24 protein-coding genes are annotated in these 25838 nt (G+C 65.3%); 20 read left to right on the forward strand and 4 right to left on the reverse strand.

Going from position 1 to position 25838, the window contains the following annotated elements; all coding sequences use genetic code 11:
- The first annotated feature begins 88 nt into the window (after window positions 1–88).
- A complete protein-coding gene (locus AB3K92_RS22735; RefSeq protein WP_021160419.1) occupies window positions 89–319 on the forward strand; it encodes a DUF3717 domain-containing protein in 231 nt (76 codons plus the stop codon).
- Window positions 320–411: 92 nt separating this feature from the next.
- On the opposite strand, the gene AB3K92_RS22740 is transcribed toward AB3K92_RS22735, so the two are convergent.
- Window positions 412–789 (reverse strand): 4a-hydroxytetrahydrobiopterin dehydratase, encoded by a 378-nt coding sequence (locus AB3K92_RS22740; RefSeq protein WP_255221837.1) that lies wholly within the window; start codon window positions 787–789, stop codon window positions 412–414.
- Window positions 790–870: 81 nt separating this feature from the next.
- Window positions 871–1764 (reverse strand): phenylalanine 4-monooxygenase, encoded by an 894-nt coding sequence (gene phhA, locus AB3K92_RS22745; RefSeq protein WP_059857622.1) that lies wholly within the window; start codon window positions 1762–1764, stop codon window positions 871–873.
- A 139-nt stretch (window positions 1765–1903) separates the two neighbouring features.
- On the opposite strand from phhA, the gene AB3K92_RS22750 reads away from it, so the two are divergent.
- Window positions 1904–2389: an Lrp/AsnC family transcriptional regulator gene (locus AB3K92_RS22750; RefSeq protein WP_006408082.1), complete on the forward strand. Its 486-nt coding sequence runs from the start codon at window positions 1904–1906 to the stop codon at window positions 2387–2389.
- Between the two features lie 82 nt (window positions 2390–2471).
- On the opposite strand, the gene AB3K92_RS22755 is transcribed toward AB3K92_RS22750, so the two are convergent.
- Both AB3K92_RS22755 and AB3K92_RS22760 read right to left on the reverse strand, forming a co-directional pair.
- The gene (locus tag AB3K92_RS22755) at window positions 2472–3005 is read right to left on the reverse strand and encodes a class IV adenylate cyclase (RefSeq protein WP_048023987.1); all 534 of its coding nucleotides are present in this window, start codon (window positions 3003–3005) and stop codon (window positions 2472–2474) included.
- 191 nt (window positions 3006–3196) lie between these two features.
- Complete coding sequence (locus tag AB3K92_RS22760) at window positions 3197–4096, reverse strand: LysR family transcriptional regulator (RefSeq protein WP_124467960.1); 900 nt, start codon at window positions 4094–4096, stop codon at window positions 3197–3199.
- Between the two features lie 183 nt (window positions 4097–4279).
- Between AB3K92_RS22760 and AB3K92_RS22765 the strand changes: the two genes are divergently transcribed.
- The 18 genes from AB3K92_RS22765 to atpE all read left to right on the forward strand — a co-directional run bounded on the left by AB3K92_RS22765 (window position 4280) and on the right by atpE (window position 25831).
- Window positions 4280–5965 carry a GMC family oxidoreductase gene (locus AB3K92_RS22765; RefSeq protein ID WP_369465866.1) on the forward strand — a complete coding sequence of 562 codons (1686 nt, stop codon included), beginning with the start codon at window positions 4280–4282 and terminating at the stop codon, window positions 5963–5965.
- 447 nt (window positions 5966–6412) lie between these two features.
- Window positions 6413–7192: an ABC transporter ATP-binding protein gene (locus tag AB3K92_RS22770; RefSeq protein ID WP_021160426.1), complete on the forward strand. Its 780-nt coding sequence runs from the start codon at window positions 6413–6415 to the stop codon at window positions 7190–7192.
- Entirely contained in the window at window positions 7189–7944 is a 756-nt protein-coding gene (locus AB3K92_RS22775) for an ABC transporter ATP-binding protein (protein ID WP_021160427.1), read from the forward strand. Before AB3K92_RS22770 ends, AB3K92_RS22775 begins: the two co-directional genes overlap by 4 nt.
- 76 nt (window positions 7945–8020) lie before the next feature.
- Window positions 8021–9220: an ABC transporter substrate-binding protein gene (locus AB3K92_RS22780; RefSeq protein ID WP_021160428.1), complete on the forward strand. Its 1200-nt coding sequence runs from the start codon at window positions 8021–8023 to the stop codon at window positions 9218–9220.
- Between the two features lie 130 nt (window positions 9221–9350).
- Window positions 9351–10235 (forward strand): branched-chain amino acid ABC transporter permease, encoded by an 885-nt coding sequence (locus tag AB3K92_RS22785; RefSeq protein ID WP_059816891.1) that lies wholly within the window; start codon window positions 9351–9353, stop codon window positions 10233–10235.
- A complete protein-coding gene (locus AB3K92_RS22790) occupies window positions 10235–11209 on the forward strand; it encodes a branched-chain amino acid ABC transporter permease (RefSeq protein ID WP_048024050.1) in 975 nt (324 codons plus the stop codon). The genes AB3K92_RS22785 and AB3K92_RS22790 overlap by 1 nt, the downstream gene beginning before the upstream one ends.
- Before the next feature lie 1128 nt (window positions 11210–12337).
- Window positions 12338–13495 carry an ABC transporter substrate-binding protein gene (locus AB3K92_RS22795; RefSeq protein ID WP_021160432.1) on the forward strand — a complete coding sequence of 386 codons (1158 nt, stop codon included), beginning with the start codon at window positions 12338–12340 and terminating at the stop codon, window positions 13493–13495.
- A 200-nt stretch (window positions 13496–13695) separates the two neighbouring features.
- Window positions 13696–14751, forward strand: coding sequence for a branched-chain amino acid ABC transporter permease (locus AB3K92_RS22800; RefSeq protein ID WP_021160433.1), 1056 nt, complete (start codon window positions 13696–13698; stop codon window positions 14749–14751).
- Window positions 14752–14755: 4 nt separating this feature from the next.
- Window positions 14756–16540, forward strand: a complete 1785-nt coding sequence (locus tag AB3K92_RS22805; RefSeq protein WP_318826348.1) for a branched-chain amino acid ABC transporter ATP-binding protein/permease — start codon at window positions 14756–14758, stop codon at window positions 16538–16540.
- A complete protein-coding gene (locus tag AB3K92_RS22810; protein ID WP_059676013.1) occupies window positions 16540–17295 on the forward strand; it encodes an ABC transporter ATP-binding protein in 756 nt (251 codons plus the stop codon). Before AB3K92_RS22805 ends, AB3K92_RS22810 begins: the two co-directional genes overlap by 1 nt.
- A 577-nt stretch (window positions 17296–17872) precedes the next feature.
- On the forward strand, window positions 17873–19843 hold the full coding sequence (gene mnmG / locus AB3K92_RS22815; protein WP_104766626.1) for a tRNA uridine-5-carboxymethylaminomethyl(34) synthesis enzyme MnmG: 1971 nt from the start codon (window positions 17873–17875) through the stop codon (window positions 19841–19843).
- Window positions 19840–20526, forward strand: a complete 687-nt coding sequence (gene rsmG / locus AB3K92_RS22820) for a 16S rRNA (guanine(527)-N(7))-methyltransferase RsmG (RefSeq protein WP_042975631.1) — start codon at window positions 19840–19842, stop codon at window positions 20524–20526. Before mnmG ends, rsmG begins: the two co-directional genes overlap by 4 nt.
- 56 nt (window positions 20527–20582) lie before the next feature.
- Window positions 20583–21362, forward strand: coding sequence for a ParA family protein (locus AB3K92_RS22825; protein WP_027788714.1), 780 nt, complete (start codon window positions 20583–20585; stop codon window positions 21360–21362).
- Window positions 21363–21393: 31 nt separating this feature from the next.
- Window positions 21394–22287, forward strand: a complete 894-nt coding sequence (locus tag AB3K92_RS22830) for a ParB/RepB/Spo0J family partition protein (protein WP_021160439.1) — start codon at window positions 21394–21396, stop codon at window positions 22285–22287.
- A 10-nt stretch (window positions 22288–22297) separates the two neighbouring features.
- Complete coding sequence (locus AB3K92_RS22835; protein ID WP_042975633.1) at window positions 22298–23428, forward strand: SLC13 family permease; 1131 nt, start codon at window positions 22298–22300, stop codon at window positions 23426–23428.
- 569 nt (window positions 23429–23997) lie between these two features.
- Window positions 23998–24522, forward strand: a complete 525-nt coding sequence (locus AB3K92_RS22840; RefSeq protein ID WP_021160441.1) for an ATP synthase subunit I — start codon at window positions 23998–24000, stop codon at window positions 24520–24522.
- A gap of 109 nt (window positions 24523–24631) precedes the next feature.
- The gene (gene atpB, locus AB3K92_RS22845) at window positions 24632–25483 is read left to right on the forward strand and encodes a F0F1 ATP synthase subunit A (RefSeq protein ID WP_012492242.1); all 852 of its coding nucleotides are present in this window, start codon (window positions 24632–24634) and stop codon (window positions 25481–25483) included.
- Between the two features lie 75 nt (window positions 25484–25558).
- Complete coding sequence (gene atpE, locus AB3K92_RS22850) at window positions 25559–25831, forward strand: F0F1 ATP synthase subunit C (RefSeq protein ID WP_021160442.1); 273 nt, start codon at window positions 25559–25561, stop codon at window positions 25829–25831.
- The last annotated feature ends 7 nt before the right edge of the window (window positions 25832–25838 follow it).

The raw sequence follows: 25838 nt of genomic DNA on the forward strand, positions 1-25838 counted from the left end.
GGCACGCGGACAGCACGACGCCGTTTCCACAGGGGTGCCGCGACACCTGACATCAAGCATGGCGGCCAGCGAACGATTAAATCCAATCATGTCCGATATTTCGATCAACGACCTAGAAGCCGCGATCAATTTCTGGCGCGCCCGCTCGCCGTCGAGCGGCGACGAACTCAAACTCTGCGAAGAGGCCAGCGCGCTTTCCAAGCCGTATGCGCTGCTGATTGTACAGCGCCAAGGCGCGCTGCAACTGGAAGGTTTGGACCCCAAGGCACGGAATGCGTACGAGACTTACGTGCGCCTTAAGGATGGCTTGGAAAGCTGAAGGCTTTCGCTGACTACATCCTAGAAAACGTTCATCGAAATGAAAAGTTGACGCGCCGCGCATCGAAGGACGCGCGGCGGTAGAGGAAAGTGTCAGGCGGCCGGTTTCGCGTGCGCGCCGGCAAGGTCGATGAAAAGCGCCAGTTCGATGTCGCGTTCGGTCAGGCCGTCGGCGTCGTGGGTCGACAACGTGATGTCGACGCGGTTGTACACGTTGAACCATTCCGGATGGTGGTTCATTTCCTGCGCCTTGATCGCGACGCGCGTCATGAAGCCGAAGGCTTCGTTGAAATCGGCGAAGCGCAGGCTGCGCTGGATCGCGTCGCGGCCCGGTACGGCCGACCAGAGCGGCAGGCCTTCGAGCCGGGTCTTGCGTTCTTCTGATGTGAGCTTGTGGATCATCTTGCACCTCTCGTTCGGTAACGGCGCCCGCGCGCGGCTGCGCCGCGCGACGAAGCCGGCACCGGTCATTGTTTCATAGTTGTGGGACGGCCATCCGGCGACGGGCATCCGGGGACGGGCATCCGGCGACCATCGGCGCCCGCTCGCGGGTCACGCGTCGGCGTCGTCGGGCCAGCCTTCGCCGGTGCCGCGATGCAGCACGCGATCGGTATCGAGCACCGCGCCGGCCGCGAACTCGGGCAGCGCCGCCAGCCGGTCGGCCAGCGCGCGGCCGTCGACGTCGGCGAGCGCGAACAGCTGCGCGAAATCGTCGATCACGAAGTAGGTCTTCTGGAACGTGTCGATCCGGTACTGCGTACGCATCACGCGCTCGAGGTCGAAGCCGAGCCGGTTCGGCGCCGCGCTTTCCAGGCTGTACAGGCTTTCGCCCTTGCTCGACACGATCCCGGCGCCGTAGATCGACAGGCCGTTCGTGCCGCGCGGATCGCGGATCAACCCGAATTCCACCGTATACCAGTAGAGTCGCGCGAGCCGCGCCAGCGCCGCTTCGTCGTCGGCGACCGCGAGCGCGGTGCGGCCGTACGCCTGCATGTAGTCGGCGAACACCGGGTCGATCAGCAGCGGCACGTGGCCGAAGAGATCGTGGAAGCAGTCGGGTTCCTGCAGGTAGTCGAGCTGGTCGGGGCGGCGCATCCACCAGGTGACCGGGAAGCGCCGGTTCGCGAGATGCTCGAAGAACACGCGGTCGGGCACGAGGCCCGGCACGGCGACGATCTCCCAGCCCGTTGCCGGCTTCAGCTGGCGGTTCACGTCGGCGAACGACGGCACGCGATCGGCCGGCAGGTCGATCTTCCCGAGCCCCGCGACGAACGCGTCGCACGCGCGCCCGCGCAGCAGCGCCGACTGGCGTGCATAGAGCTGCTTCCACACCGCGTGGTCGACCTGGCCGTATCGCGCGAGCGGCTGGTCGATGGTGAAATCGGCGCGGGTTTCGAGGCCCGCATCGAACTGCTCCTGCAGTTTCGCGGTGACGACGGTGGACATGATCTGGCTCTGCACGTGGCGGTTGTGAACCATGCAAGTGTAGAGCGGGCTGCGCGCGGAATGGGCGCAATATTGGCGTTGATTCGCGCGATGATGCGATAATCGCGCATCAAATCAGGAATCAATGCGGAGAATGCTCATGCTGGAACTCGATCACTTCGATCTCGCGCTGCTGGACGTGCTGCAGCGCTTCGGCCGCGCGACGCATCAGCAGCTCGGCGAGGAGGTGCCGCTGTCGCCGTCGCAGATCGGCCGGCGGCTGCAGCGGCTCGAGGCGGCCGGCGTGATCGAAGGCTACCGCGTGATGCTCCGGCCCGAAAAGCTCGGGCTCGGCGTCACCGCGTTCACGAGCCTCAAGCTCAAGCACCACGGCGATTCGATCATCGAGCAGTTCCAGCAGCAGATCGACGTGCTGCCCGAAGTGCTCGAATGCCATGCGGTGGTGGGCGACGCGGACTACCTGCTGCGAATCGTCGCGCCCGACCTGAACGCGCTGTCGCAGTTCGTGATGAAGAAGCTGATGCGCGTGCCGGGCGTCGACAGCGTGCGCTCGAACATCGTGCTGACGACCTTCAAGCGCAACGGCGCGCTGCCGCTCGCGCACCTGGCGCCCGGCGCGGCCTGACACGGCGACAGGGCGACAGGGCGGCGGCGGGGCGTCAGGGTCGAAGGCGGCGCGGGTTGCGCCGCCCCGGCGCAGGGCCGGATCAGGCGGCTTCGGGCTGCGTGTCGGCGTTCAGCAGGTCGACGTATGCGACCGCGACGAGATCGTCCGGCGACACGCCGAGCTTCGCGAACACGGCGTGCGCTTCGGCTTCGCCGCCGGCTTCGTCGTCGTCGGGGCCGAGCACGACTTCCAGTTCGATGAAATCGCCGAGGCCGTCGACGCGGTCGAGATGGATGCGCGTGCGGCCCGCCAGGTACACGTGCCGTTCCTTCGTCACGATCCCGCGCGTGGTCAGCGCGGTGGCGAGCAGCGCGTGCATCGCGTCGGGGTTCGTCACCGGGCTGCGCGTGTAGTACGACGCCTTCGGGCCGTCGCGGTCGTCGCGCTGGTAGAAGATCAGTTCGGCCGGCGTGCCGTCCTCGAAGCGGCGCAGCTTCAGCCGGCCGCGCGGCACGTCATAGAAGAAATCCTGCTGCCGATAGAAGAGCGGCGCTTCGGTCGCGAGTTTGGCCGCCTGTTCGCGCAGCTGGTCGAATTCGCGGGCGCGGGCTTTGATCTCGATGTTGCGGGCCATGCGGGTCTCCTTCAATCGGGGTCTCGCGGTGTGCGAACGCACAATCTAGCAAAAACGCGGAGACGGTGGCGTGACGGCAGGGGCGGGGTGCGGCGCGATGACGCGTGTCGTGCCCGGCAGCGGAATGCCCGACGCCCGACGCCCGATGCCCGATGCCCGATGCCCGGAACGCGCACTTTCATCAGCACCGCTCATATCGCCCACTGCGCTTCGATCAGCCGCAGCGCCGCCGCGATCGCGGGTTCGTCGCGCCGCTCGGCGAGCGTCACGAACGTCAGTTCGGTCGGCACCGTCACGCGTTCGACGATCGTCAGCGCATGCGCGTGCGCTTCGGCCAGCGCGGTCGAGTCGCGCGCGAGCGTCAATCCGATGCCCGATTTGACGAGATCGAGCATCGACTGCTCCTGGTCGACCTCGGCAACCTTGAGCGGCTGCGCGCCGGCGTCGGCGAAGCGCCGCGACAGCAGCCGGTGGTGCGCGGATGCCGGCGGCGTCCAGATCCACGGCAGCGTGGCCAGCGAGCGCCAGTCGTTTACGCGCTGTACGCGCTCCTTCCATCCGGCCGGCGCGAGCACGCGGTACTCGAACTGCGTGAGCGTGACGGTGTGGAACAGTGCGCCGTCGAGCGGATCGTCCTCGCCCGGCCGGCCGATGTAGTAGCCGACGTCGAGCGCCTGCGTGCGCACCTGTTCGATGACCCACCCCGACATCCCGTGCCGCAGCGCGGTTTCGATCTGCGGATGGGTTTCGACGAGCGCGCGCAGGAAGCCGCCGAGCCGCAGGAAGCCCGGATCGAGGATCGTGCCGATCCGCAGCCGGCCGCGCACCTCATGCCGCAGCGCAGCAGCGGCGCGCTGTACGTCGGCGGCCGCGGCGAGCGCGCGTTCCGCATGCGGCAGCAGGGTCTGGCCATCGCGCGTGAGCGAGAGCCCGCGCGACGTGCGCGTAAACAGCGTGACGCCGAGCGTTTCCTGCAGATGCTTGATCTGCAGGCTGACGGCCGGCTGCGTCAGGTGCAGCTGCACGGCGGCGCGTGTCAGGTTGCCCTCGCGTGCGACCGTCGCGAACGCACGGAGCAGGGTGAGATCCATCGTCGTGATATGAGCGCGGCTTATAACGCAGTTCAGCATAACTCATTGGATCGCCAGCCGGCGGCGGGAGTACGCTTCATCGGTCGTGTCGGGCGGCCGCCAGCGCGGGCCGCGACGCACTATGCTGAAAATGCGCGCGGCACCGCGCCGCGCGGCGCACAACAACGAAGAAGGGGACACGCCGTGAGTACTCCACGCACGCTCGAAGGCGAATTCGACTACGTGATCGTCGGCGCGGGCACCGCGGGCTGCGTGCTCGCGAACCGCCTGACCGAGGATCCCGACATCCGCGTGCTGCTGCTCGAAGCAGGCGGCAAGGACGACTATCACTGGATCCACATCCCGGTCGGCTACCTGTATTGCATCGGCAACCCGCGCACCGACTGGCTGTACAAGACCCAACCCGAAGCGGCGCTCAACGGCCGGGCACTGTCGTATCCGCGCGGCCGCGTGCTCGGCGGCTGCTCGTCGATCAACGGGATGATCTACATGCGCGGCCAGCGCGAGGATTACGACAGCTGGGCGCAGGAAACCGGCGACGCCGGCTGGTCGTGGGACAGCGTGCTGCCGATCTTCAAGCGCAGCGAGGATCACCATGCGGGCGCGAGCGACGCACACGGCGCGGGCGGTTACTGGCGTGTCGAGAAGCAGCGGCTGCGCTGGGAGATCCTCGAATCGTTCGCGCAGGCCGCGCAGCAGACGGGCATCCCGGCAACCGACGACTTCAACCGCGGCGACAATTCCGGGGTCGGTTATTTCGAGGTGAACCAGAAGCGCGGCGTGCGCTGGAATACGTCGAAGGCGTTCCTGCGCCCCGCGATGGCGCGCCCGAACCTGACCGTGATCACCGGCGCGCACGCGCAGCGCGTGATTTTCGACGGGCGGCGCGCGGTCGGCGTCGAATATCGCGGCGGCGGCACCGATTACGTTGCGCGGTCGCGCGCGGAGGTGCTGCTGACGTCCGGCGCCGTGAATTCGCCGCAGCTGCTCGAACTGTCGGGCATCGGCGACGGCCGGCGGCTGCAGGCGCTCGGTATCGACGTCGTGCAGGATCTGCCGGGCGTCGGCGAAAACCTGCAGGATCACCTGCAATTGAGGATGGCGTTTCGCGTCGAAGGCGTGCGCACGCTCAACACGCTGTCCGCGCACTGGTGGGGCAAGCTGATGATCGGCGCGGAATATGCGTTGCTGCAGCGCGGGCCGATGTCGATGGCGCCGTCGCAGCTCGGCGCATTCGCGAAATCCGATCCCGACGATCCGGCACTCACGCGCCCCGATCTCGAATACCACGTGCAGCCGCTGTCGCTCGAACGTTTCGGCGAGCCGCTGCACAGCTTCAATGCATTTACGGCGTCCGTGTGCCATCTGCGGCCGACGTCGCGCGGCAGCGTGCATGTCGCGAGCGCCGATCCGGGTGTCGCACCCGCAATCGCGCCGAACTATCTGTCGACCGACCACGATCGCCACGTCGCCGCGAACGCGTTGCGCCTCACGCGCCGGATCGCGTCCGCGCCGGCGCTCGCGCGTTATCGGCCCGAGGAGATCCTGCCCGGCACGCAATACCGCAGCGAAGCCGAGCTGATCGACGCGGCGGGCGCCGTCGGCACGACGATCTTCCACCCGGTCGGCACCTGCCGGATGGGGCGGGCCGACGACGAGCGTGCGGTCGTCGACAGCCGGCTGCGCGTACGCGGGATCGCCGGGCTGCGGATCGTCGATGCGTCGGTGATGCCCTTCATTACATCGGGCAATACCAATTCGCCGACGCTGATGATCGCCGAGCGCGCGAGCGACATGATCCGTGCCGATCGCCGCGCGGCGCGCGAAGCGACGACGGTGCGAACGGAGCCCGCGGCGACGGCCGCGTGACGGAACGCTGACACGCACGACAGCGGGCCGTCATGATGACGCCCGCTGATTCGATATGCGAAACAAGCTGCCGGTGCCGATCGTGTCGATTGCGTCGCTTCACCGGCAAGATCCATGCAAGCCGTGCAGTCGCACGGCTTTCATGTTGCGTGCCTGCCGCGCCGCGCGAAGAGGCAACGGTCGATGATGCACGTGTCAAAAAAACGTGGCGAAAAACCGTGCACAGCCGCGTGCGACATGGCGGCCAGCCCTATAAGTGCAAATCCCGATGATTGCACTGCACCAACGGCGAGACAATGTGGCGCAGTGTGCATACGCGTCGGCGCGGGAGACCACCCTCGAGGCGTAACACGGCGCCCGGGGCAGCCTGCTCATCCGCTGACGTGTTTCGCGGCCGCTTCGCGCGAATCTTCCCGGTGCTTCGCCTGACTTCGTACGGAAGGGAACATGATTCTCGGCGACACGATTCTGGAAACACGCGGACTGACCAAGGAATTCAGGGGTTTCACGGCCGTCAACGGCGTGAACCTGCGTGTGCGTCGCGGTGCGATCCATGCGTTGATCGGACCGAACGGCGCGGGCAAGACGACCTGCTTCAACCTCCTCACCAAATTCCTGACGCCGACGGCCGGCCAGATCGTCTTCAACGGGATCGACATCACCGACGAGCGGCCCGCGCAGGTCGCGCGGCGCGGCATCATCCGTTCGTTCCAGATCTCGGCCGTCTTTCCGCACCTGACCGCACTGCAGAACGTGCGCATCGGCCTGCAGCGCGCGCTCGGCACCGAATTCCATTTCTGGCGCAGCGAACGCACGCTCAAGCGGCTCGACGACCGCGCAATGGATCTGCTCACGCAGGTCGGCCTCACCGATTTCGCGCAGGTGCCGACCGTCGAACTCGCATACGGCCGCAAGCGCGCGCTGGAGATCGCGACCACGCTCGCGATGGAGCCCGAGCTGATGCTGCTCGACGAGCCCACGCAAGGGATGGGCCACGAGGACGTCGATCGCGTGACCGCACTGATCAAGAAGGTCGCGAGCGGCCGCACGATCCTGATGGTCGAGCACAACATGAACGTGATCGCGGGCATCTCCGACACGATCACCGTCCTGCAGCGCGGCGAGGTACTGGCCGAAGGCTCGTATGCGGAAGTGTCGAAGAATCCGCTCGTCATCGAAGCCTACATGGGCAGCGCCGACGCGGCGCTCGCGGGGGCGCACGCATGAAGCACAGCGAACGGGAGGAACGCGAATTGAGCGGCGTCGAAAGCGGTACGCCCGCGCTGGAGATCACGGGCCTGGAGGCCTGGTACGGGGAATCCCACATATTGCACGGTGTCGACCTGACGGTGCATCGCGGCGAGGTCGTCACGCTGCTCGGCCGCAACGGCGCGGGCCGCACGACGACGCTGCGCGCGATCATGGGCCTCACGGGCCGCCGCAGCGGGTCGATCAAGGTCGCGGGCAACGAGACGATCGGCCTCGCGACACACCGCATCGCGCATTTCGGTGTCGGCTACTGCCCGGAGGAGCGCGGGATCTTCTCGAGCCTGTCGTGCGAGGAGAACCTGATGCTGCCGCCGCCGATCGGGCCGCGCGATCACGCGATGTCGATCGACGAGATCTACACGATGTTCCCGAACCTCGCATCGCGCCGGCAGAGCCAGGGCACGCGGCTGTCCGGCGGCGAGCAGCAGATGCTCGCGGTCGCGCGGATCCTGCGCACCGGCGCGAACCTGCTGCTGCTCGACGAGATCTCCGAAGGCCTCGCGCCGGTGATCGTGCAGTCGCTGGCGCGGATGATCGTCGCGCTGAAGGCACGCGGCTACACGATCGTGATGGTCGAACAGAATTTCCGCTTCGCGGCGCCGCTCGCCGACCGGTTCTACGTGATGGAGCACGGCAGCATCGTCGAACATTTCCAGGCGGCCGAACTGGAAAGCAAGATGCCGACCCTGCACGACCTGCTCGGGGTGTGACGCCGCCCCGTCTCTCTCGCCGCTAGCCGTGGCGGCTTCGAACAACCACAACGCATCAGAACAACAGGAGACGTCAATGAAAATGAAGACCCTCGCACAGGCCTGTCTCGCGCTCGCGGCCGCCGCGTTCACCGCCGGCGCCGCACACGCGGCGGATACCGTGAAGATCGGCTTCATCACCGACATGTCGGGGCTTTACGCGGATATCGACGGGCAGGGCGGCCTGGAGGCGATCCGCATGGCGGTCGCCGATTTCGGCGGCAAGGTGCTCGGCAAGCCGATCGAGGTCGTCTATGCCGATCACCAGAACAAGGCCGACATCGCCGCGTCGAAGGCGCGCGAATGGATGGACCGCGGCGGGCTCGACCTGCTGGTCGGCGGCACGAACTCGGCCACCGCGCTGTCGATGAACCAGGTCGCGGGCGAGAAGAAGAAGGTCTACATCAACATCGGCGCGGGCGCCGACACGCTGACGAACGAGCAGTGCACGCCGTATACGGTCCACTACGCATACGACACGATGGCGCTCGCGAAGGGCACTGGTTCGGCGGTGGTGAAGCAGGGCGGCAAGAGCTGGTTCTTCCTGACCGCCGACTACGCGTTCGGCAAGGCGCTCGAGAAGAACACGTCGGATGTCGTGAAGGCGAACGGCGGGCAGGTGCTCGGCACGGTGCGTCACCCGCTGTCCGCGTCGGACTTCTCGTCGTTCCTGCTGCAGGCGCAGGCGTCGAAGGCGCAGATCCTCGGCCTCGCGAACGCGGGCGGCGACACGATCAACTCGATCAAGGCCGCGAAGGAGTTCGGCATCACGAAGACGATGAAGCTCGCCGCGCTGCTGATGTTCATCGACGACGTGCACAGCCTCGGCCTCGAGACGACGCAGGGGCTCGTGCTGACCGACAGCTGGTACTGGAACCGCGATGCGGCGTCGCGCCAGTGGGCGCAACGCTACTTCGGCAAGATGAAAAAGATGCCGTCGAGCCTGCAGGCGGCCGATTACTCGTCGGTGACGACCTACCTGAAGGCCGTCCAGGCTGCCGGCACGACCGATTCCGACAAGGTGATGGCCGAGCTGAAGAAGATCAAGATCAACGACTTCTACGCGAAGGGCTACATCCGCACGGACGGCAGCATGATCCACGACATGTACCTGATGGAAGTGAAGAAGCCTGCTGAATCGAAGGAGCCGTGGGATTACTACAAGGTGCTCGCGACGATTCCGGGCGAACAGGCGTTCGGGACCAAGCAGGAATCGCGCTGCGCGTTGTGGAAGTAAGCGGGGCTTGGCGGCGCGCGAGTTGCGCGCCGCACGGTGGCGGCCGCAGCGATGTGCCCCGCTGCGCCGCCCGCGTGCGTGTCCCTGGAAGGTTGCGCACGCAACGAAACTCATACTGACGGCTAAGTCGATGGAAATCTTTGGCATTCCGTTGCCGGCGATGCTGAGCCAGTTGCTGCTCGGGCTCGTCAACGGCTCGTTCTACGCGATCCTGAGCCTCGGGCTCGCGGTGATCTTCGGGCTGCTCAACGTGATCAACTTCGCGCACGGCGCGCTGTTCATGCTGGGCGCGATGCTCGCGTGGATGGGCCTGTCGTACCTCGGGCTGCCGTACTGGGCGATGCTCGTGATCGCGCCGCTGGTCGTTGGTGCGTTCGGGATCCTGATCGAACGCTCGATGCTGCGCTGGCTGTACAAGCTCGATCACCTGTACGGGCTGCTGCTCACGTTCGGGCTCACGCTGGTCGTCGAGGGCGTGTTCCGGTCGATCTACGGCTCGTCCGGCCAGCCGTACGACGTGCCGTCGCAGCTGTCCGGCGCCACCAACCTCGGCTTCATGTTCCTGCCGAACTACCGCGCGTGGGTGGTCGTCGCGTCGCTCGCGGTGTGTCTCGTGACCTGGTTCGTGATCGAGAAGACGCGCCTCGGCGCCTACCTGCGCGCGGGCACCGAGAACCCGAAGCTTGTCGAGGCATTCGGCGTGAACGTGCCGATGATGATCACGCTCACCTACGGCTTCGGCGTCGCGCTCGCGGCGTTCGCGGGCGTGCTGGCCGCGCCGGTGATCCAGGTGTCGCCGCTGATGGGCCAGCCGATGATCATCACCGTGTTCGCGGTGGTTGTGATCGGCGGGATGGGGTCGATCCTCGGCTCGATCGTCACGGGCCTGATGCTCGGCGTGATAGAGGGTTTCACGCGCGTGTTCTACCCCGAAGCGTCGGCCACCGTCGTGTTCGTGATCATGGCGATCGTGCTGCTGTTCCGCCCGGCGGGCCTCTTCGGCAAGGAAAAATGATGCAGAGAAAAGTGCTCTACGGCGTGCTGCTTGCCGCACTGCTCGCCGCGCCGTTCATCGGCGCGTACCCGGTGTTCGTGATGAAGGTGCTCACGTTCGCGCTGTTCGCGGCCGCATTCAACCTGCTGATCGGCTATACGGGGCTGCTGTCGTTCGGCCATGCGATGTTCCTCGCGACCGCCGGTTATGCGACCGGTTATTCGATGCAGACGCTCGGCTTCACGCCGGAACTCGGGGTGCTCGTCGGCACCGTCGCCGCGACGCTGCTCGGGCTCGTCGTCGGGCTGTTCGCGATCCGCCGGCAGGGCATCTACTTCGCGATGATCACGCTCGCGTTCGCGCAGATGGTCTATTTCATCTACCTGCAGGCGCCGTTCACGCACGGCGAAGACGGGTTGCAGGGCGTGCCGCGCGGCCACCTGTTCGGGCTGCTCGACCTGTCGAACGACGTTGCGCTGTACTACGTCGTGGTGGCGGTGGTCGTCGCCGCGTGCGCGTTCATCGTGCGGGTCGTGCATTCGCCGTTCGGCCAGGTGCTCGTCGCGATCAAGGAGAACGAGGCGCGCGCGATCTCGCTCGGCTACGACACCGACCGTTTCAAGCTGCTCGCGTTCATCCTGTCGGCGAGCATCGCGGGGCTGGCCGGCTCGCTGAAGGTGCTCGTGCTCGGCTTCGAGACGCTGTCGGACGCGTACTGGACGATGTCGGGCCTGGTCGTGCTGATGACGCTCGTCGGCGGCATGGGCACGCTGTTCGGGCCGCTGCTCGGCGCCGCGCTGATCGTCGCGCTCGAAGACCGGCTCGGCGACATCGGCGAATGGCTCGCGTCGACGACGGGCGTCGCGTGGTTCCATTCGCTCGGCGAATCGGCGACGATCGTCACGGGGCTGATCTTCATCGTGTGCGTGCTCGCCTTCCGGCGTGGCATCGTCGGCGAGATGGTCGCGCGGATCAAGCCGCTCAGGGCCTCCTGAGCGCATGCCGCGCACGTCGCCGCGGGTTGATGCGAAGCACCATCCGGCATGCTCGTGAAGCGCGTCGCAGCGCGCTCGGGGCGGCACCGCGCGGCTGGCTGCTGCCCCATTTTCGTGCGGCGATGCACCATAGGGGTAAATGCTAAGTTGCCGTGGTGCTTAAGCCTCTTTAAGATTCATTTCAGTTCTGATGCACCGCGAAACGAATTTGCAGGTGGAGAACGAGGAGACAATCGAGGCACAAAGTGCCCGGACCCTAAAGCGCTGTTGGACGGAATCCAACAGCGCTTTTTCATTTGGTGCACGAATTTCCATCGACGGTGCAGGCAAATCGCGCTGCGTTCCGCGCGCCCGTGTTCTGCCTCGCGTCACTCGCGCGTCATCCCGTCCCCCGATTTCATCCATTCCTGCCGGTCGATCGCCGCCGGCGCGCAGCCGTGCGCGTGCCGTCCGGGCTTACCCGGTTGGCGTGCGCAAAAAGCGTCCGTTACACTCAGCTTTCGCCGACCGTGCGGTCGGGAAAACGGTCGGCAGTTCTCCTACAAGCACAATGCAGAAGAGGGAGTGCGGTTGGATGAGAAGCGCGGGACGAAGGATCGGGGCGGGAGGGGCGGCTGGCGCCGCTCGTTCGGGGGCGGACGTGCATCGGTATGCCGCGGCTTTCACGAGCCGCCCTGCGGCCGGCATGTGCGTTCCGATGCAATCTGCCGGCACGATGGTGTGTCCGGTCGTTGCGTTCGCATCCGATGTGTCGTTCGCATTCGCATGAACGGCCGTTTTTCCGATCCTGCATTGCCCGCGCGTGGGGCCGTATCAGGCCCGGCCGGCCGACCTTCCGGCGATCGTTGCGGCCGCATCGATCGCGTTTCGCGCAGCGCCGCTTTTCTCCGTTCCCTTCATCCTGACGACATTGCCGCCGCGCATCGTGGCGGTCGAACGACCGTATCGGCACGCACCGCGGCGCGTGCATGTGCAGTATCGCCGGGGCTCGATGGCGGCGCCGGCGTGTCACGGGAAAACGAGTGTAGGCGGGGCAAGGCGAGATAGTTAAATTATTAACTTGTTTGGAGACCGGGAGCCGCCCGAGCGACCCGAGGCTTTTTCGAGCAGCGTTTGGAGACGACATAAATGAAGATGAATCGATGGATGGAAGTTCTGCTTGCCGCGGGCCTCGTGTGCGCGGCCGCCACGGCGTCGGCGCAGGTGAAGATCGGCGTGACGCTGTCGGCCACCGGCCCGGCCGCGTCGCTCGGGATTCCGGAAAAGAACACGATCGCGCTGCTGCCGAAGGAAATCGCGGGCAAGAGCGTGCAGTACATCGTGCTCGACGACGCATCCGACACGAGCCGCGCGGTGCAGAACGTGCGCAAGCTGATCGACGAGGATCACGTCGACGCGATCATCGGTTCGTCCGTCACGCCGAACTCGCTCGCGATGCTCGATCCCGTGTCGCAGGGCAAGACGCCGACGATCTCGCTCGCGGCGAGCGCGCAGATCATCTCGCCGATGGATGCGAAGCGCGCCTGGATGTTCAAGGTGCCGCAGAACGACCAGCTGATGGCCGACGCGATCGCCGGCTACATGGCGAAGCACGGCGTGAAGACGGTCGGCTTCATCGGCTTCGCCGATGCGTACGGCGACAGCTGGTACAACACGTTCAACGCGGCGGCCGCGAAGAACGGCCTGAAGGTCGTGTCGAACGAGCGCTTCAACCGGACCGACGCGTCGGTGATGGGGCAGGTGCTGAAACTGATGGGCTCGAATCCGGATGCGGTGCTGATCGCCGGCTCGGGCACGCCGGCGGCGCTGCCGGCGAAGACGCTGAAGGAGCGCGGCTACAAGGGCAAGGTGTACCAGACGCACGGCGTCGCGAACAACGACTTCCTGCGTGTGTGCGGCAAGGACTGCGAAGGCGAGATCCTGCCGGCCGGCCCGGTGCTCGTGACCGACCAGCTGCCCGATTCGAATCCGGTGAAGAAACCGGCGCTCGGGTACAAGGCCGCGTACGAGAAGGCCTACGGCGCGGGCTCGCTGGCGACGTTCGGTGGCCATGCGTGGGATGCGGGGCTGCTGCTGCAGCGCGCGATTCCGGAAGCGCTGAAGAAGGGCCAGCCGGGCACCGAGGCGTTCCGCGAAGCGCTGCGCGCGTCGCTCGAAAGCGTGAAGGACCTGCCCGTGTCGCACGGCGTGATCAACATGACGCCGACCGATCACAACGGCTTCGATACGCGTGCGCGCGTGATGGTGCAGATCGTCGACGGCAAGTGGAAGCTGCAGGCCGAGTAAGCATCACGTGAAACCGGCGTGCGCGGCGCGAACGGCGCCGTGCGTGCCGTCGGCAGGGGGCGGGGCCCGACGGGTCGCGCCCGTGCCGCCTGGAACCGCCGGGGCCCGTCGCCGGGTGCCTGCGCACCGGTCTTGCCGTCCGCGCGCCCCGGCCGTTTCCGTCTTTCGTTTCTCCGCAGCATTCTCGATACACGAAACGTATGGATCTCTCGATTGCAGCGATCCTCGCGCAAGACGGCATCACGACCGGCGCCATATATGCATTGCTGTCGCTGGCGCTCGTGCTGGTATTTTCCGTCACGCGGGTGATCTTCATTCCCCAGGGCGAATTCGTCGCCTACGGTGCGCTGACGCTTGCCGCGTTGCAGGCGCAGAAATTTCCCGCCACCTGCTGGCTGTTGTTCGTGATGGGCATCGCGTGCTTCCTGCTCGAAGTCGGCGGCCTGATCCGGCATCGCGAACGGCGCCATCAGCTCGGCCGCACACTCGCGACACTCGGCAGCCGCTACATCCTGCTGCCGCTCGCGGTGTTCGCGATCACGCGCAGCTTTGCCGCGCAGCCGCTGCCGATGCTCGCGCAGATCGCGCTGACGCTTGCGATCGTCGTGCCGATGGGGCCGTTCGTCTACCGGCTTGTGTACCAGCCGATCGCCGAAGGTACGACGCTGCTGCTGCTGATCGTGTCGGTCGCCGTCCACTTCGCGATGGTCGGCCTCGGGCTCGTGATGTTCGGCGCGGAGGGTTCGCGCACCAACGGGTTCTCGGATGCGTCGCTCGCGATCGGCAGCATGACCGTGTCGGTGCAGAGCATCCTGGTCGTCGTGACGGCACTCGTGCTGATCGGCGCGCTCTACGTGTACTTCGGCCGCACGATCGCCGGCAAGGCGCTGCGCGCGACGTCGGTGAACCGGCTCGGCGCGCGGCTCGTCGGCATCGGCACGACCGAGGCGGGGCGGCTCGCGTTCACGTTCGCGGCGGGGCTCGGCGTGCTGTCCGGGATCCTCGTCGGCCCGCTGACGACGATCTACTACGACTCGGGCTTCCTGATCGGCCTGAAGGGTTTCGTCGGCGCGATCATCGGCGGGCTCGTCAGCTATCCGCTCGCGGCCGCCGGCTCGCTGCTCGTCGGCGTGCTCGAATCGTATTCGTCGTTCTGGGCGAGCGCGTACAAGGAGGTGATCGTGTTCACGCTGATCATTCCGGTGCTGCTGTGGCGGAGTTTCGCGACGCCGCACGCGGAAGAGGAAGAGGAGTGACACGATGAAGACGATGGTACGCAACAAGACCTTCTGGGTGTTTCTCGTGGTGCTGTTCGCGCTGCCGGTGCTGCCTGGTGCGCTGCAGGTGCCCGAATACTGGATCACGCTGCTGAACTACATCGGCCTCTACGCGATCGTCGCGATCGGGCTCGTGCTGCTGACGGGCGTCGGCGGGATGACGAGCTTCGGGCAGGCCGCGTTCGTCGGCATCGGCGCCTATGCGACCGCGTTCCTGACGACGCGCTACGGCGTGTCGCCGTGGCTCGCGCTGATCGTCGGCGTCGTACTGACGGCGCTCGTCGCGCTCGTGCTCGGCGCGGTCACGATGCGGCTGTCCGGCCACTTCCTGCCGCTCGGCACGATTGCGTGGGGCCTCGCGCTGTTCTACCTGTTCGGCAACCTCGAACTGCTCGGCAAGTACGACGGCATCAACGGGATTCCTGCGCTGAACCTGTTCGGCATCGAGCTTGGCAGCGGGCGCAGCCTGTATTTCCTGATCTGGGCCGTCGTGCTGGCCGCGATCGTGTCGGTGCAGAACCTGCTGAACAGCCGCCCGGGCCGTGCGATCCGCGCGCTGCGCGGCGGCGGCGTGATGGCCGAGGCGATGGGCGTGAACACCGCGTGGATGCGCGTCGTGATCTTCGTCTATGCGGCCGTGCTCGCGGCCGTGTCGGGCTTCCTGTACGCGCACCTGCAGCGCGCGGTGAACCCGACGCCGTTCGGGCTGAACCACGGGATCGAGTTCCTGTTCATGGCCGTGGTCGGCGGCGTGTCGCACGTGTGGGGCGCGGTGCTCGGCGCGGCGATCCTGACCGTGCTGCAGGACTATCTGCAGACGCTGCTGCCGAAGCTGCTCGGCTCGGAAGGCAACTTCGAGATCATCGTGTTCGGCGTGCTGATGGTGCTGCTGCTGCAGTACGCGCGCCAGGGCGTGTGGCCGTTCGTCGCGAGGCTGTTCCCGCGCGGGCCGCGCGCGCATGTGCCCGAGCACGCCGATCCATTGCCGCAGCGCGCGAAGCCGACGGCCGGCGAGCCGCTGCTCGTCGTCGACAACGCGCGCAAGCAGTTCGGAGGGCTCGTGGCCGTCAACGACGTCAGCTTCGACGTAAAAGCGGGGCAGATCATCGGGCTGATCGGCCCGAACGGCGCCGGGAAGTCGACCACGTTCAACCTCGTGACGGGTGTGCTGAAGCCGACGGGCGGCACGATCACGTTCCGTGGCGAGCGTATCGACGGGCTCACTTCGCGCCAGATCGTCCGCCGCGGCGTCGGCCGGACGTTCCAGCACGTGAAGCTGTTGCCGGCGATGACGGTGCTCGAGAACGTCGCGATCGGTGCGCACCTGCGTGGCCGTACGGGCGTGTGGCGCAGCGTCGCGCGGCTCAATGCCCATGAGGAAGCGCAGCTGCTGGCTGAGGCCGCACGCCAGATCCGCCGCGTCGGGCTCGAAAAGCACATGTACGACGAAGCGGGCAGCCTTGCGCTGGGGCAACAGCGGATTCTGGAAATCGCGCGGGCGCTGTGCTGCGATCCGACGCTGCTGCTGCTCGACGAGCCGGCCGCCGGGCTGCGTTACCAGGAGAAGCAGCAACTCGCCGATCTGCTGCGGCGGCTGAAGGCGGAAGGCATGAGCGTGTTGCTCGTGGAACACGACATGGATTTCGTGATGAATCTCACCGATCGTTTGGTGGTGATGGAGTTCGGCACGCGGATCGCGGAAGGACTGCCGCAGGACGTGCAGCAGGATCCGGCGGTGCTGGAAGCGTATCTGGGCGGGGTGGAGTGATGACGGACACGACGATGCCGATTCTCGAAGTGCGCGGGCTGGCAGTCCGATACGGGAAGGTGGAGGCGCTGCACGGCGCGGCGATCAAGGTTGGCGCGGGGCAGATCGTCAGCGTGATCGGCCCGAACGGCGCCGGCAAATCGACGCTGCTGAACGCGATCATGGGCGCGCTGCCGGTGACCGGGCATGCATCGGGTGCGGTCGTGTACCGCGGTCATGACGTCGGTGCATTGCCGGTCGAGCAGCGCGTCGCACGCGGGATGTGCCTCGTACCGGAGAAGCGTGAGCTGTTCAGCACGATGACGGTCGAAGACAACCTCGTATTGGGTGCGTATCGGCGCAAGCAGGCCGGTGAAGCGAACTTCCTCGACCAGCTCGATCACGTGTTCACCCTGTTTCCGCGGCTGAAGGAGCGCCGCAAGCAGGCGGCCGGCACGCTATCCGGCGGCGAGCGGCAGATGCTTGCGGTTGGACGCGCGCTGATGGGCAAGCCCGATCTGCTTATGCTCGACGAGCCTAGCCTCGGGCTGGCGCCGCTGATCGTGAAGGAGATTTTTCATATCATCAGCGCGTTGCGCGGTACGGGCGTGGCGACGCTGCTGATCGAGCAGAACGCACGGGCTGCCCTGCAGATCTCCGATTACGGGTATGTACTGGAGACAGGCGAATTTGCGCTGGAAGGGCCGGCGGCCGAACTCGCGCAGAATCCACGCGTGATCGAGACGTACCTCGGGTTGGCGAAGAAAACGGCCTGATCGGTGGCGTGGTAGGCGGGAAACGGGCGGCGTGTTTCACGTGAAACACGCCGTTTTTGTTTTTGGGTGAGATGCGACCTCGACACACGACGGCTAGTAACCGGGGGATAAGTGCCACGGAAACAGTCGGAAGCTCTGTGCAAGCGGATGACGATCCGGAGCATCGTTCGCGGGTGGCTGCCGCCTGTTCCACACACCGGGGATGTTGTGCCGGGTCACAGGGGATAAGTGTCGGGCGAACCGTCCGAAATTCTGTGAGGGAGAGGTGGGCGCGGTCGCACAGGGTGTTCCGTCCAGATTGCCGTGCGGGGCACGGGCATCGAACGGGTATGTGTTCCACGTGAAATTTCCCGGCAAGCGAATTTTTTGCACAGGCGTAACGATGTGCTGCCGGCGGGCCGGAAGCGTTGCCGGAGCGGGCTCTGCGCCACGGATTCGGCGTCTGAGCACAGAAAAATCGCCGAAATGCACAGACCCTACCATTCGGACGGCCTTCGGGTGAAAAGCGAACCCGCTATAATTCGGCCCATACATTTCTCAGATAGGTTCGTGCGCAGTCCTGCGTACGGAATCCACCATGCTTTTTCCCACAGAATTTGACGTCATCGTCGTCGGTGGCGGTCATGCCGGCACGGAAGCCGCGCTGGCGTCCGCCCGCATGGGCGCAAAGACATTACTGCTGACCCACAACATCGAAACGCTTGGGCAGATGAGCTGCAATCCGTCGATCGGCGGCATTGGCAAGGGCCATCTGGTCAAGGAAGTCGATGCGCTGGGCGGCGCAATGGCAGCCGCAACCGACGAGAGCGGTATTCAGTTCCGGATCCTCAATTCGTCGAAAGGGCCGGCCGTGCGCGCGACGCGTGCGCAGGCCGATCGCATCCTGTACAAGGCCGCGATTCGCCATCGGCTCGAGAATCAGCCGAACCTGTGGCTGTTCCAGCAGGCCGTCGACGACCTGATGGTCGAAGGCGACCGCGTGGTGGGCGCCGTCACGCAGATCGGCATCCGCTTCCGTGCGCGTGCGGTCGTGCTGACCGCCGGTACGTTCCTCGACGGCAAGATTCACGTCGGCCTGAACAACTATACGGGCGGCCGTGCGGGCGATCCGGCGGCCGTGTCGCTGTCGTCGCGCCTGAAGGAGCTGAAGCTGCCGCAGGGCCGCCTGAAGACCGGTACGCCGCCGCGTATCGATGGTCGTTCGATCGACTTCTCGCAGCTGGATGAACAGCCGGGCGATCTCGATCCGATCCCCGTTTTCTCGTTCCTGGGCCGTGCGGAGCAGCATCCGCAGCAACTGCCGTGCTGGGTCACACATACGAACGAGCGCACGCACGAGATCATTCGTGGCGGCCTCGACCGTTCGCCTATGTATACAGGCGTGATCGAAGGCGTCGGGCCGCGCTATTGCCCGTCGATCGAGGACAAGATTCACCGGTTCGCTTCTAAGGAATCGCACCAGATCTTCCTGGAGCCGGAAGGGCTGACGACCAACGAGTTCTACCCGAACGGGATCTCGACGAGCCTGCCGTTCGACGTCCAGCTCGAGCTCGTGCACTCGATGCGCGGCCTCGAGAACGCGCATATCCTGCGCCCCGGCTACGCGATCGAGTACGACTACTTCGACCCGCGTGCGCTGAAGGCGTCGCTCGAAACGAAGGCGATCAACGGGCTGTTCTTTGCGGGACAGATCAACGGGACGACGGGCTATGAAGAAGCGGCCGCGCAGGGGCTGCTGGCCGGTCTCAACGCCGGCCGCTACGTGCAGGAGAAGGACGCATGGTGCCCGCGCCGTGACCAGGCCTATCTTGGCGTGCTGGTCGACGATCTCGTGACGCGCGGGGTGGCCGAGCCGTACCGGATGTTCACGAGCCGCGCCGAGTATCGCCTCAGCCTGCGTGAAGACAATGCCGACATGCGCTTGACCGAGATCGGCCGCGAACTGGGGCTCGTCGACGACGCGCGCTGGGATGCATTCAGCCGGAAGCGCGACGCTGTTTCACGTGAAACCGAACGCCTGAAGTCGACGTGGGTCACGCCGAAGACGTTGCCGCCGGAAGAGGCGACCGCGCTCCTCGGCAAGGCGATCGATCACGAATACAGCCTCGCCGAACTGCTGCGCCGTCCGGGTATCGGCTACGACGGTGTGTGCGGACTGAAGGGCGGCGAGTGCGGCCCCGCAGAGCCGCTGGCCGACGATCCGGTGCTGCTCGAGCAGATCAAGGAGCAGGTCGAGATCGGCATCAAGTATCAGGGCTACATCGAGCGGCAGGCATCGGAAATCGAACGCAACGATGCGAACGAGAACACGCGTCTGCCCGACGGTATCGATTACCGCGAAGTCCGCGGCCTGTCGTTCGAGGTGAGCCAGAAGCTCAACGAGTTCCGGCCGGAAACGATCGGGCAGGCGTCGCGCATCTCGGGTGTCACGCCGGCGGCAATCTCGCTGCTGATGGTGCACCTGAAGCGTCGCGGCCTGGGCCGTCGTAATGGCACGGCCGAAGCGGCAGCGGAGCAGGGGGACGGCGCCGTCCCGACGCAACAATGACGGCGCGTCGCGCGCCGGCGGTTAATCGGGACGTACTGGAACAGATGCTCGTCGAAGGCACGACGGCGCTCGGCCTCACGCTGACGGATGCACAGCGCAACCAGCTGCTCGACTACGTCGCGCTGCTCGGCAAGTGGAACGCGGTCTACAACCTGACCGCGATCCGCGACCCGAAGCAGATGCTGATCCAGCACATCCTCGATTCGCTTTCCATCGTTCCGCATCTGCGTGGCCGTGCATCGGCCCGCGTGCTCGACGTCGGCTCGGGCGGCGGGTTGCCCGGTATCGTGCTGGCGATCGTCGAGCCGGATTGGCAGATCACGCTGAACGATATCGTGCAGAAGAAGTCTGCATTCCAGACCCAGATGCGTGCGGAGCTGAAGCTCGCGAACCTGTCGGTGGTCACGGGGCGGGTCGAATCGCTGCAGCCGGGTGTCGAAGTGCCGGAAAAATTCGACATGATCGTCTCCCGCGCTTTCGCGGACCTGTCCGACTTCGTTAAACTTGCTCGTCACCTGGTTGCGCCGGGCGGATCGATCTGGGCAATGAAGGGTGTTCATCCGGACGACGAGATTGCGCGGTTGCCGGAAGGCAGCCGCGTGAAGCAGACGATACGGCTGGCGGTGCCGCTGCTCGATGCCGAACGGCATCTGATCGAAGTGGCCGTCGACGAAGCGAATTGAAGGGCCGGCGCGCGATGGCGCGCCGTTTGTTTGAAGGTAAAGGGAACACACCAACGATGGCAAAGATCTTCTGCGTTGCGAACCAGAAGGGGGGCGTCGGCAAGACGACGACATCGGTCAATCTCGCCGCAAGCCTTGCAGCGCAGGAGCAACGAGTCCTGCTGATCGATCTCGACCCGCAGGGTAACGCGACGATGGGCAGCGGGATCGACAAGGCTGCTTGCGAAGCGACCGTGTACGAGGTGCTGGTCGACGGCGTGTCGGTGACCGACGCGCGCATCCGGCCGGACGGCGTCACCTACGACGTGCTGCCCGCGAATCGCGAGCTGTCCGGTGCCGAGATCGAACTGATCAGCATCGACAACCGCGAGCGCCGGCTGAAGGCCGCGCTCGAGCACGTGGCCGACGACTACGATTTCGTGCTGATCGATTGTCCGCCGACGCTGTCGCTGCTGACGCTGAACGGCTTGTGCGCGGCGCATGGCGTCGTGATCCCCATGCAGTGCGAGTACTTCGCACTGGAGGGGTTGTCTGACCTCGTCAACACGATCAAGCAGGTTCACGCGAACATGAACCGCGACCTGAAGATCATCGGCTTGCTGCGTGTGATGTTCGATCCGCGCATCACGCTGCAGCAGCAAGTCTCCGATCAACTGAAAGCGCACTTCGGCGACAAGGTGTTCGACGCGGTGATTCCGCGCAACGTGCGCCTGGCGGAAGCGCCGAGTTACGGGCTGCCGGGCGTCGTGTTCGACCGCAGCTCGCGCGGTGCGCAAGCGTATCTCCAGTTCGGTGCCGAGATGATCGACCGCGTTCGCGCGTTCGAGGTGTCGTGATCCGGACATGAGCGAAGCGAGGAAGAAAGACATGAACGCGGTACCAAAGAAGAAGGGCTTGGGACGTGGCCTCGAAGCGCTGCTCGGCGGCAGTGCCGATATCACCGAAGCGGTGAAGATCGAAGGGGCACCGAACACGCTCGCGCTCGGCAAGCTGCAGGCCGGCAAGTACCAGCCGCGGACGCGGATGGACGAAGGCAGCCTGCAGGAGCTCGCGGCGAGCATTCGCGCACAGGGCGTGATGCAGCCGATCCTGGTACGGCCCATTTCATCAGACAAATACGAGATCATCGCGGGCGAGCGCCGTTTCCGCGCGGCGCGCCTGGCGGGCCTCGATGAAGTGCCGGTGCTCGTGAAGGATGTGTCCGACCAGGCCGCCGCGGCGATGGCGCTGATCGAGAACATCCAGCGCGAGGATCTGAACCCGCTTGAAGAGGCGCACGGTATCCAGCGCCTGCTCGACGAGTTCGGTTTCACGCACGAACAGGCGGCCGAATCGGTCGGCCGTTCACGCAGCGCGGTGTCGAACCTGCTGCGCCTGCTGAACCTGGCTTCGCCGGTGCAGACGATGCTGCTGGCCGGTGATCTCGACATGGGGCACGCGCGCGCGCTGCTCGCCGTCGATGCAGCCACGCAGATCACACTCGCCCATCAGGTCGTCAACAAGCGCATGTCGGTGCGGGAGACCGAGAAACTCGTCTCGCACACGACGAAGGAAGCGCCGGCCGTGAAGGCGCGCGCGAAGGACGACGGCGGCCGCGATACGCGCCGTCTCGAGGAGGAGTTGTCCGACCTGCTCGCGTCAACGGTGAAGATCAAGCTCGGCCGCCGCGGGCGAGGGCAGGTCACGATCGACTTCGGCAACCTCGACGCGCTCGAGGGCATTCTCGTGCGGCTGCGCGGCAACGTCGCGACCGAAGAGTAACGCGGTGCCGATGGAGAAGACGGGCGCGCCGACTCCGCGCCGGTGGTTGGGATGGCTTGCGCAGGAGCCGGTGCTGTCGGTTCTCGTACTTGGCCTGATCGTGCTGCAATGGGTGCGTCCGCAACCATTTTCCGTGTTGGCCGGTCGTGTCGACTGGCAGACGGTCGCAACGCTGGCGGGCCTGCTGATGCTGACCAAGGCGCTCGAGTTGTCCGGCTGCCTGATGTGGCTCGCACACCGCATCGTGCATCACGTGCATTCCGAACGCGGGCTCGCGTTGTTGCTCGTGGGGTTCGCCGCGTTGTTGTCGATGTGGCTCACCAACGACGTCGCGCTGTTCGTCGTCGTGCCTTTGATGGTCTCGTTGCGTGCGCTGACGCCATTGCCGTTCCGGCGGCTCGTGATCGTCGTCGCGCTGGCGGTCAACGCGGGGTCCGTCGCGACGCCGCTCGGCAATCCCCAGAATCTTTTCCTGTGGCAATTGAGCGGCGTGTCGTTCGGCCGCTTCGTCGTCACGCTCGGGCCGCTCGCGATCGCGCTGATGGCGCTGCTGCTCGTGCTGACCGCATGCGCGTTTCGCGCAAAGCCGCTCGACTTGTCCGGTGATGCCACTGCGCTGCCCGTGCAACGCATGCACGCGCTGATCGCGGCGGTGCTGTTCGCCGCGTTCGTGCTGCTCGCCGATGCGCATCATCCGCTGCCTGGTCTCGTCGGTGTAGCCATCGTGCTGCTCGCCGTCAAACGCGACGCAGTCCTGAAGATCGACTGGCTGCTGCTGCTGATCTTCGTACTGATGTTCGTCGTGCTGCGTACCGCGGCTGCGCTGCCCGTCGTGCACGACACGATTGCGAATGCGCAACTCGATTCGCCGCTGCGCGTCTACGCGGCCGGCGCGCTGTTGTCACAGGTCATCAGCAATGTACCGGCCGCGATCCTGTTGTCGGAATTCACGCATGACTGGCGTGCGCTCGCGTTCGGCGTATCGGTCGGCGGCTTCGGCTTCGCGATCGGCTCGCTTGCGAACCTGATCGCGGTGCGTCTCGCGAAGGAGCCGCGCATGTGGCTGCCGTTCCATCTGGTCTCGATTCCGTTCGCACTCGCCAGCGCGGCGGTCGGCGCGTGGCTGCTCGTTCATGGTTGAGTGACGCGGCTGCGCGCGGCACAGCCGTGCGATTCGGGTGGCGGGGCGGGTGCACAGTGTTCGCGCTGGTTGCGGGGCTGTTGATAAGTCCGGCAATTCACAGTCGATTGCCTGTGGTGGCATGACAACTGATTGGATGATCCGACGCGTCGACGTCGGCCCGGATTTCGTGCATCCGGTGCTGCCGGGTGGTCACAGGGTTTTGCCTGCTCGGTGCTTCGTGCCGGGCGCGAGCGCGGGGCCGCGTCACGGCGCGGATTCCGGACGGCGTTCGTGCCGTCCCGCCGGCACCCGCATCGGGCCTCGTTTCCTTGCCATTTCCTCGTCGCCGGGTTTTTTCGAGCAAGAAATACCGGTGCAAAAAAGCGACCTTACAACTGTCATCGTACGTCGTCGAATCGCGTGTTTTTTCACATGATGAGGCGTCGTTTTACGCAGGTTTTTGTCGCGTCTAAAGCCTTGAATCACTTGCAACTATCGCTTACAATCGCCCGGATTTGTTAGCTAGGCACCCCTGAAAGCTTTCAGAAAGCTTGGGGCCGGGTTCAAGGATTTTGCGGAAGATTGCGATGGCGGGTCAGGCGCCGGACGACAGGCACGATGATCAGCGCACGCAACGCACCGCTTCGGCGGCCGGCGAGCGGCGCGAATCCGACGATGACTGGGACGCCGAGCAGCAAGATAACAACATCGTTCCGCTCACGCGGGCAGAAGCCGAAAAGCTGTTCGGCCCGAACGTGAGCAAGCCCTCGCGCGTGACCCCCTATAAGGTGGTATTCGCGCAAGTGGTTCTGTCCCTGGTTGCAACGCTGGCGTGGTGGCTGTTTTCGAAGTCGCCGGGCGCCGCTGCGCAATCCGCGTTTCTGGGCGGAGCGATCGGCTGGGTGCCAAGTGCGGTATTCGTGGCACGACTGAAGGCAGGTGGTTCGGCCACCGTGATGAGCTGGGTGATGGGCGAAGCCCTGAAGCTCGCTCTGACGATCGGGATGTTCACTGCAGTGGCGTTCGGCTGGGCCGGCGTGCACTGGGTGCCGTTCCTCGTCACATACCTCGTCGTGCTGAAGACGTACTGGATCGCGCTGGCCTGGCGGTAAGGAACAAGCAGCGTGCGGTTTCGACAACGAACCGCACCGGCCCGTTCCCGCAATAGCGTGTTGCGGAACGGGCAAAACGATTTTCGACAATTTGGGTGGCATTAACGATATGGCAGCTAGCGAAGGCACGCGCGGTCCGGATCCGTCCGAGTACATTGCGCACCACTTGCAGAATTTCTCCACCTCGCATCAGACGTCGATTTTCGACATCCACGTCTGGAATCTCGACACGCTGTTCTGGTCGATCGTTTGCGGCATCGTGACGATCGTCTTGCTGCGTCTGGCTGCCCGCAAGGCGACGTCGGGCGTGCCGGGCCGTTTCCAGTGCGCGATCGAGATGCTCGTCGAGATGGTCGAAGACCAATCGAAGGCCATCGTTCACGGCAATCGTACCTTCATCGCTCCGCTCGCGCTCACGGTGTTCGTGTGGGTCGCGCTGATGAACTCCCTCGACTTCCTCCCGGTCGACCTGCCGGGTCGCGTGATCGGCCTGCTCGGTCTGTCGGACGTGATTTCCCACCATCGCATCGTCCCGACGGCCGACCTGAACGGCACGCTCGGCATCGCGCTCGGCGTGTTCGTCCTGATGATCTACTACAGCATCAAGATCAAGGGCGCGGGCGGCTTTGTGCATGAGCTGCTGTCGGCACCGTTCGGCGCCCACCCGCTGCTGTGGATCCCTAACCTCGCGCTCAACATCGTCGAATATCTCGCCAAGACCGTCTCCCTCGGTATGCGGCTGTTCGGCAACATGTACGCGGGTGAGCTGTTGTTCCTGTTGATCGCCCTGCTCGGCAGCATGTGGAGCTTCGGTGGCGACGCAACGTTCCTCGGCTTCGTTGGCCACGTGATCGCGGGCAGCGTCTGGGCAATCTTCCACATCCTGATTGTTCTGTTGCAGGCATTCATTTTCATGATGCTGACGCTGGTGTATCTCGGCCAGGCGCACGACAAGCACTAAGCGCGGCGTGCAAAAAAGAGTTTCCGTTTTAGTTTTTTAAATCTCAGTTCCAAGTCTTTTCACAAAGGAGTGATCATGCAAGCTTACATCGCCAACATCCAGGGTCTGACCGCCATCGGTATCGGCATCATCATCGGCCTGGGTGCAATCGGCGCCTGTATCGGTATCGCGCTGATGGGTGGTAAGTACATCGAAGCCTGCGCACGTCAGCCGGAACTCATCAACCCGCTGCAAACGAAGATGTTCCTGCTGGCTGGTCTGATCGACGCGGCATTCCTGATCGGCGTGGGTGTTGCAATGCTGTTCGCGTTCGCGAACCCGCTCCTGTCGAAGCTCGTCGCAGGCTAAGGTTCCT

Source organism: Burkholderia sp. Bmkn7, from assembly GCF_041103175.1.
In the GTDB taxonomy this organism is placed as follows: domain Bacteria; phylum Pseudomonadota; class Gammaproteobacteria; order Burkholderiales; family Burkholderiaceae; genus Burkholderia; species Burkholderia cepacia.

What these genes read in the sequence shown, in the direction of transcription:
- AB3K92_RS22735 (WP_021160419.1), top strand. Translation starts at nt 89, where the DNA reads ATGTCCGATATTTCGATCAACGACCTAGAAGCCGCGATCAATTTCTGG.
- AB3K92_RS22740 (WP_255221837.1), bottom strand. Translation starts at nt 789, where the DNA reads ATGACCGGTGCCGGCTTCGTCGCGCGGCGCAGCCGCGCGCGGGCGCCG.
- phhA (WP_059857622.1), bottom strand. Translation starts at nt 1,764, where the DNA reads ATGTCCACCGTCGTCACCGCGAAACTGCAGGAGCAGTTCGATGCGGGC.
- AB3K92_RS22750 (WP_006408082.1), top strand. Translation starts at nt 1,904, where the DNA reads ATGCTGGAACTCGATCACTTCGATCTCGCGCTGCTGGACGTGCTGCAG.
- AB3K92_RS22755 (WP_048023987.1), bottom strand. Translation starts at nt 3,005, where the DNA reads ATGGCCCGCAACATCGAGATCAAAGCCCGCGCCCGCGAATTCGACCAG.
- AB3K92_RS22760 (WP_124467960.1), bottom strand. Translation starts at nt 4,096, where the DNA reads ATGGATCTCACCCTGCTCCGTGCGTTCGCGACGGTCGCACGCGAGGGC.
- AB3K92_RS22770 (WP_021160426.1), top strand. Translation starts at nt 6,413, where the DNA reads ATGATTCTCGGCGACACGATTCTGGAAACACGCGGACTGACCAAGGAA.
- AB3K92_RS22775 (WP_021160427.1), top strand. Translation starts at nt 7,189, where the DNA reads ATGAAGCACAGCGAACGGGAGGAACGCGAATTGAGCGGCGTCGAAAGC.
- AB3K92_RS22780 (WP_021160428.1), top strand. Translation starts at nt 8,021, where the DNA reads ATGAAAATGAAGACCCTCGCACAGGCCTGTCTCGCGCTCGCGGCCGCC.
- AB3K92_RS22785 (WP_059816891.1), top strand. Translation starts at nt 9,351, where the DNA reads ATGGAAATCTTTGGCATTCCGTTGCCGGCGATGCTGAGCCAGTTGCTG.
- AB3K92_RS22790 (WP_048024050.1), top strand. Translation starts at nt 10,235, where the DNA reads ATGCAGAGAAAAGTGCTCTACGGCGTGCTGCTTGCCGCACTGCTCGCC.
- AB3K92_RS22795 (WP_021160432.1), top strand. Translation starts at nt 12,338, where the DNA reads ATGAAGATGAATCGATGGATGGAAGTTCTGCTTGCCGCGGGCCTCGTG.
- AB3K92_RS22800 (WP_021160433.1), top strand. Translation starts at nt 13,696, where the DNA reads ATGGATCTCTCGATTGCAGCGATCCTCGCGCAAGACGGCATCACGACC.
- AB3K92_RS22805 (WP_318826348.1), top strand. Translation starts at nt 14,756, where the DNA reads ATGAAGACGATGGTACGCAACAAGACCTTCTGGGTGTTTCTCGTGGTG.
- AB3K92_RS22810 (WP_059676013.1), top strand. Translation starts at nt 16,540, where the DNA reads ATGACGGACACGACGATGCCGATTCTCGAAGTGCGCGGGCTGGCAGTC.
- mnmG (WP_104766626.1), top strand. Translation starts at nt 17,873, where the DNA reads ATGCTTTTTCCCACAGAATTTGACGTCATCGTCGTCGGTGGCGGTCAT.
- rsmG (WP_042975631.1), top strand. Translation starts at nt 19,840, where the DNA reads ATGACGGCGCGTCGCGCGCCGGCGGTTAATCGGGACGTACTGGAACAG.
- AB3K92_RS22825 (WP_027788714.1), top strand. Translation starts at nt 20,583, where the DNA reads ATGGCAAAGATCTTCTGCGTTGCGAACCAGAAGGGGGGCGTCGGCAAG.
- AB3K92_RS22830 (WP_021160439.1), top strand. Translation starts at nt 21,394, where the DNA reads ATGAACGCGGTACCAAAGAAGAAGGGCTTGGGACGTGGCCTCGAAGCG.
- AB3K92_RS22835 (WP_042975633.1), top strand. Translation starts at nt 22,298, where the DNA reads ATGGAGAAGACGGGCGCGCCGACTCCGCGCCGGTGGTTGGGATGGCTT.
- AB3K92_RS22840 (WP_021160441.1), top strand. Translation starts at nt 23,998, where the DNA reads ATGGCGGGTCAGGCGCCGGACGACAGGCACGATGATCAGCGCACGCAA.
- atpB (WP_012492242.1), top strand. Translation starts at nt 24,632, where the DNA reads ATGGCAGCTAGCGAAGGCACGCGCGGTCCGGATCCGTCCGAGTACATT.
- atpE (WP_021160442.1), top strand. Translation starts at nt 25,559, where the DNA reads ATGCAAGCTTACATCGCCAACATCCAGGGTCTGACCGCCATCGGTATC.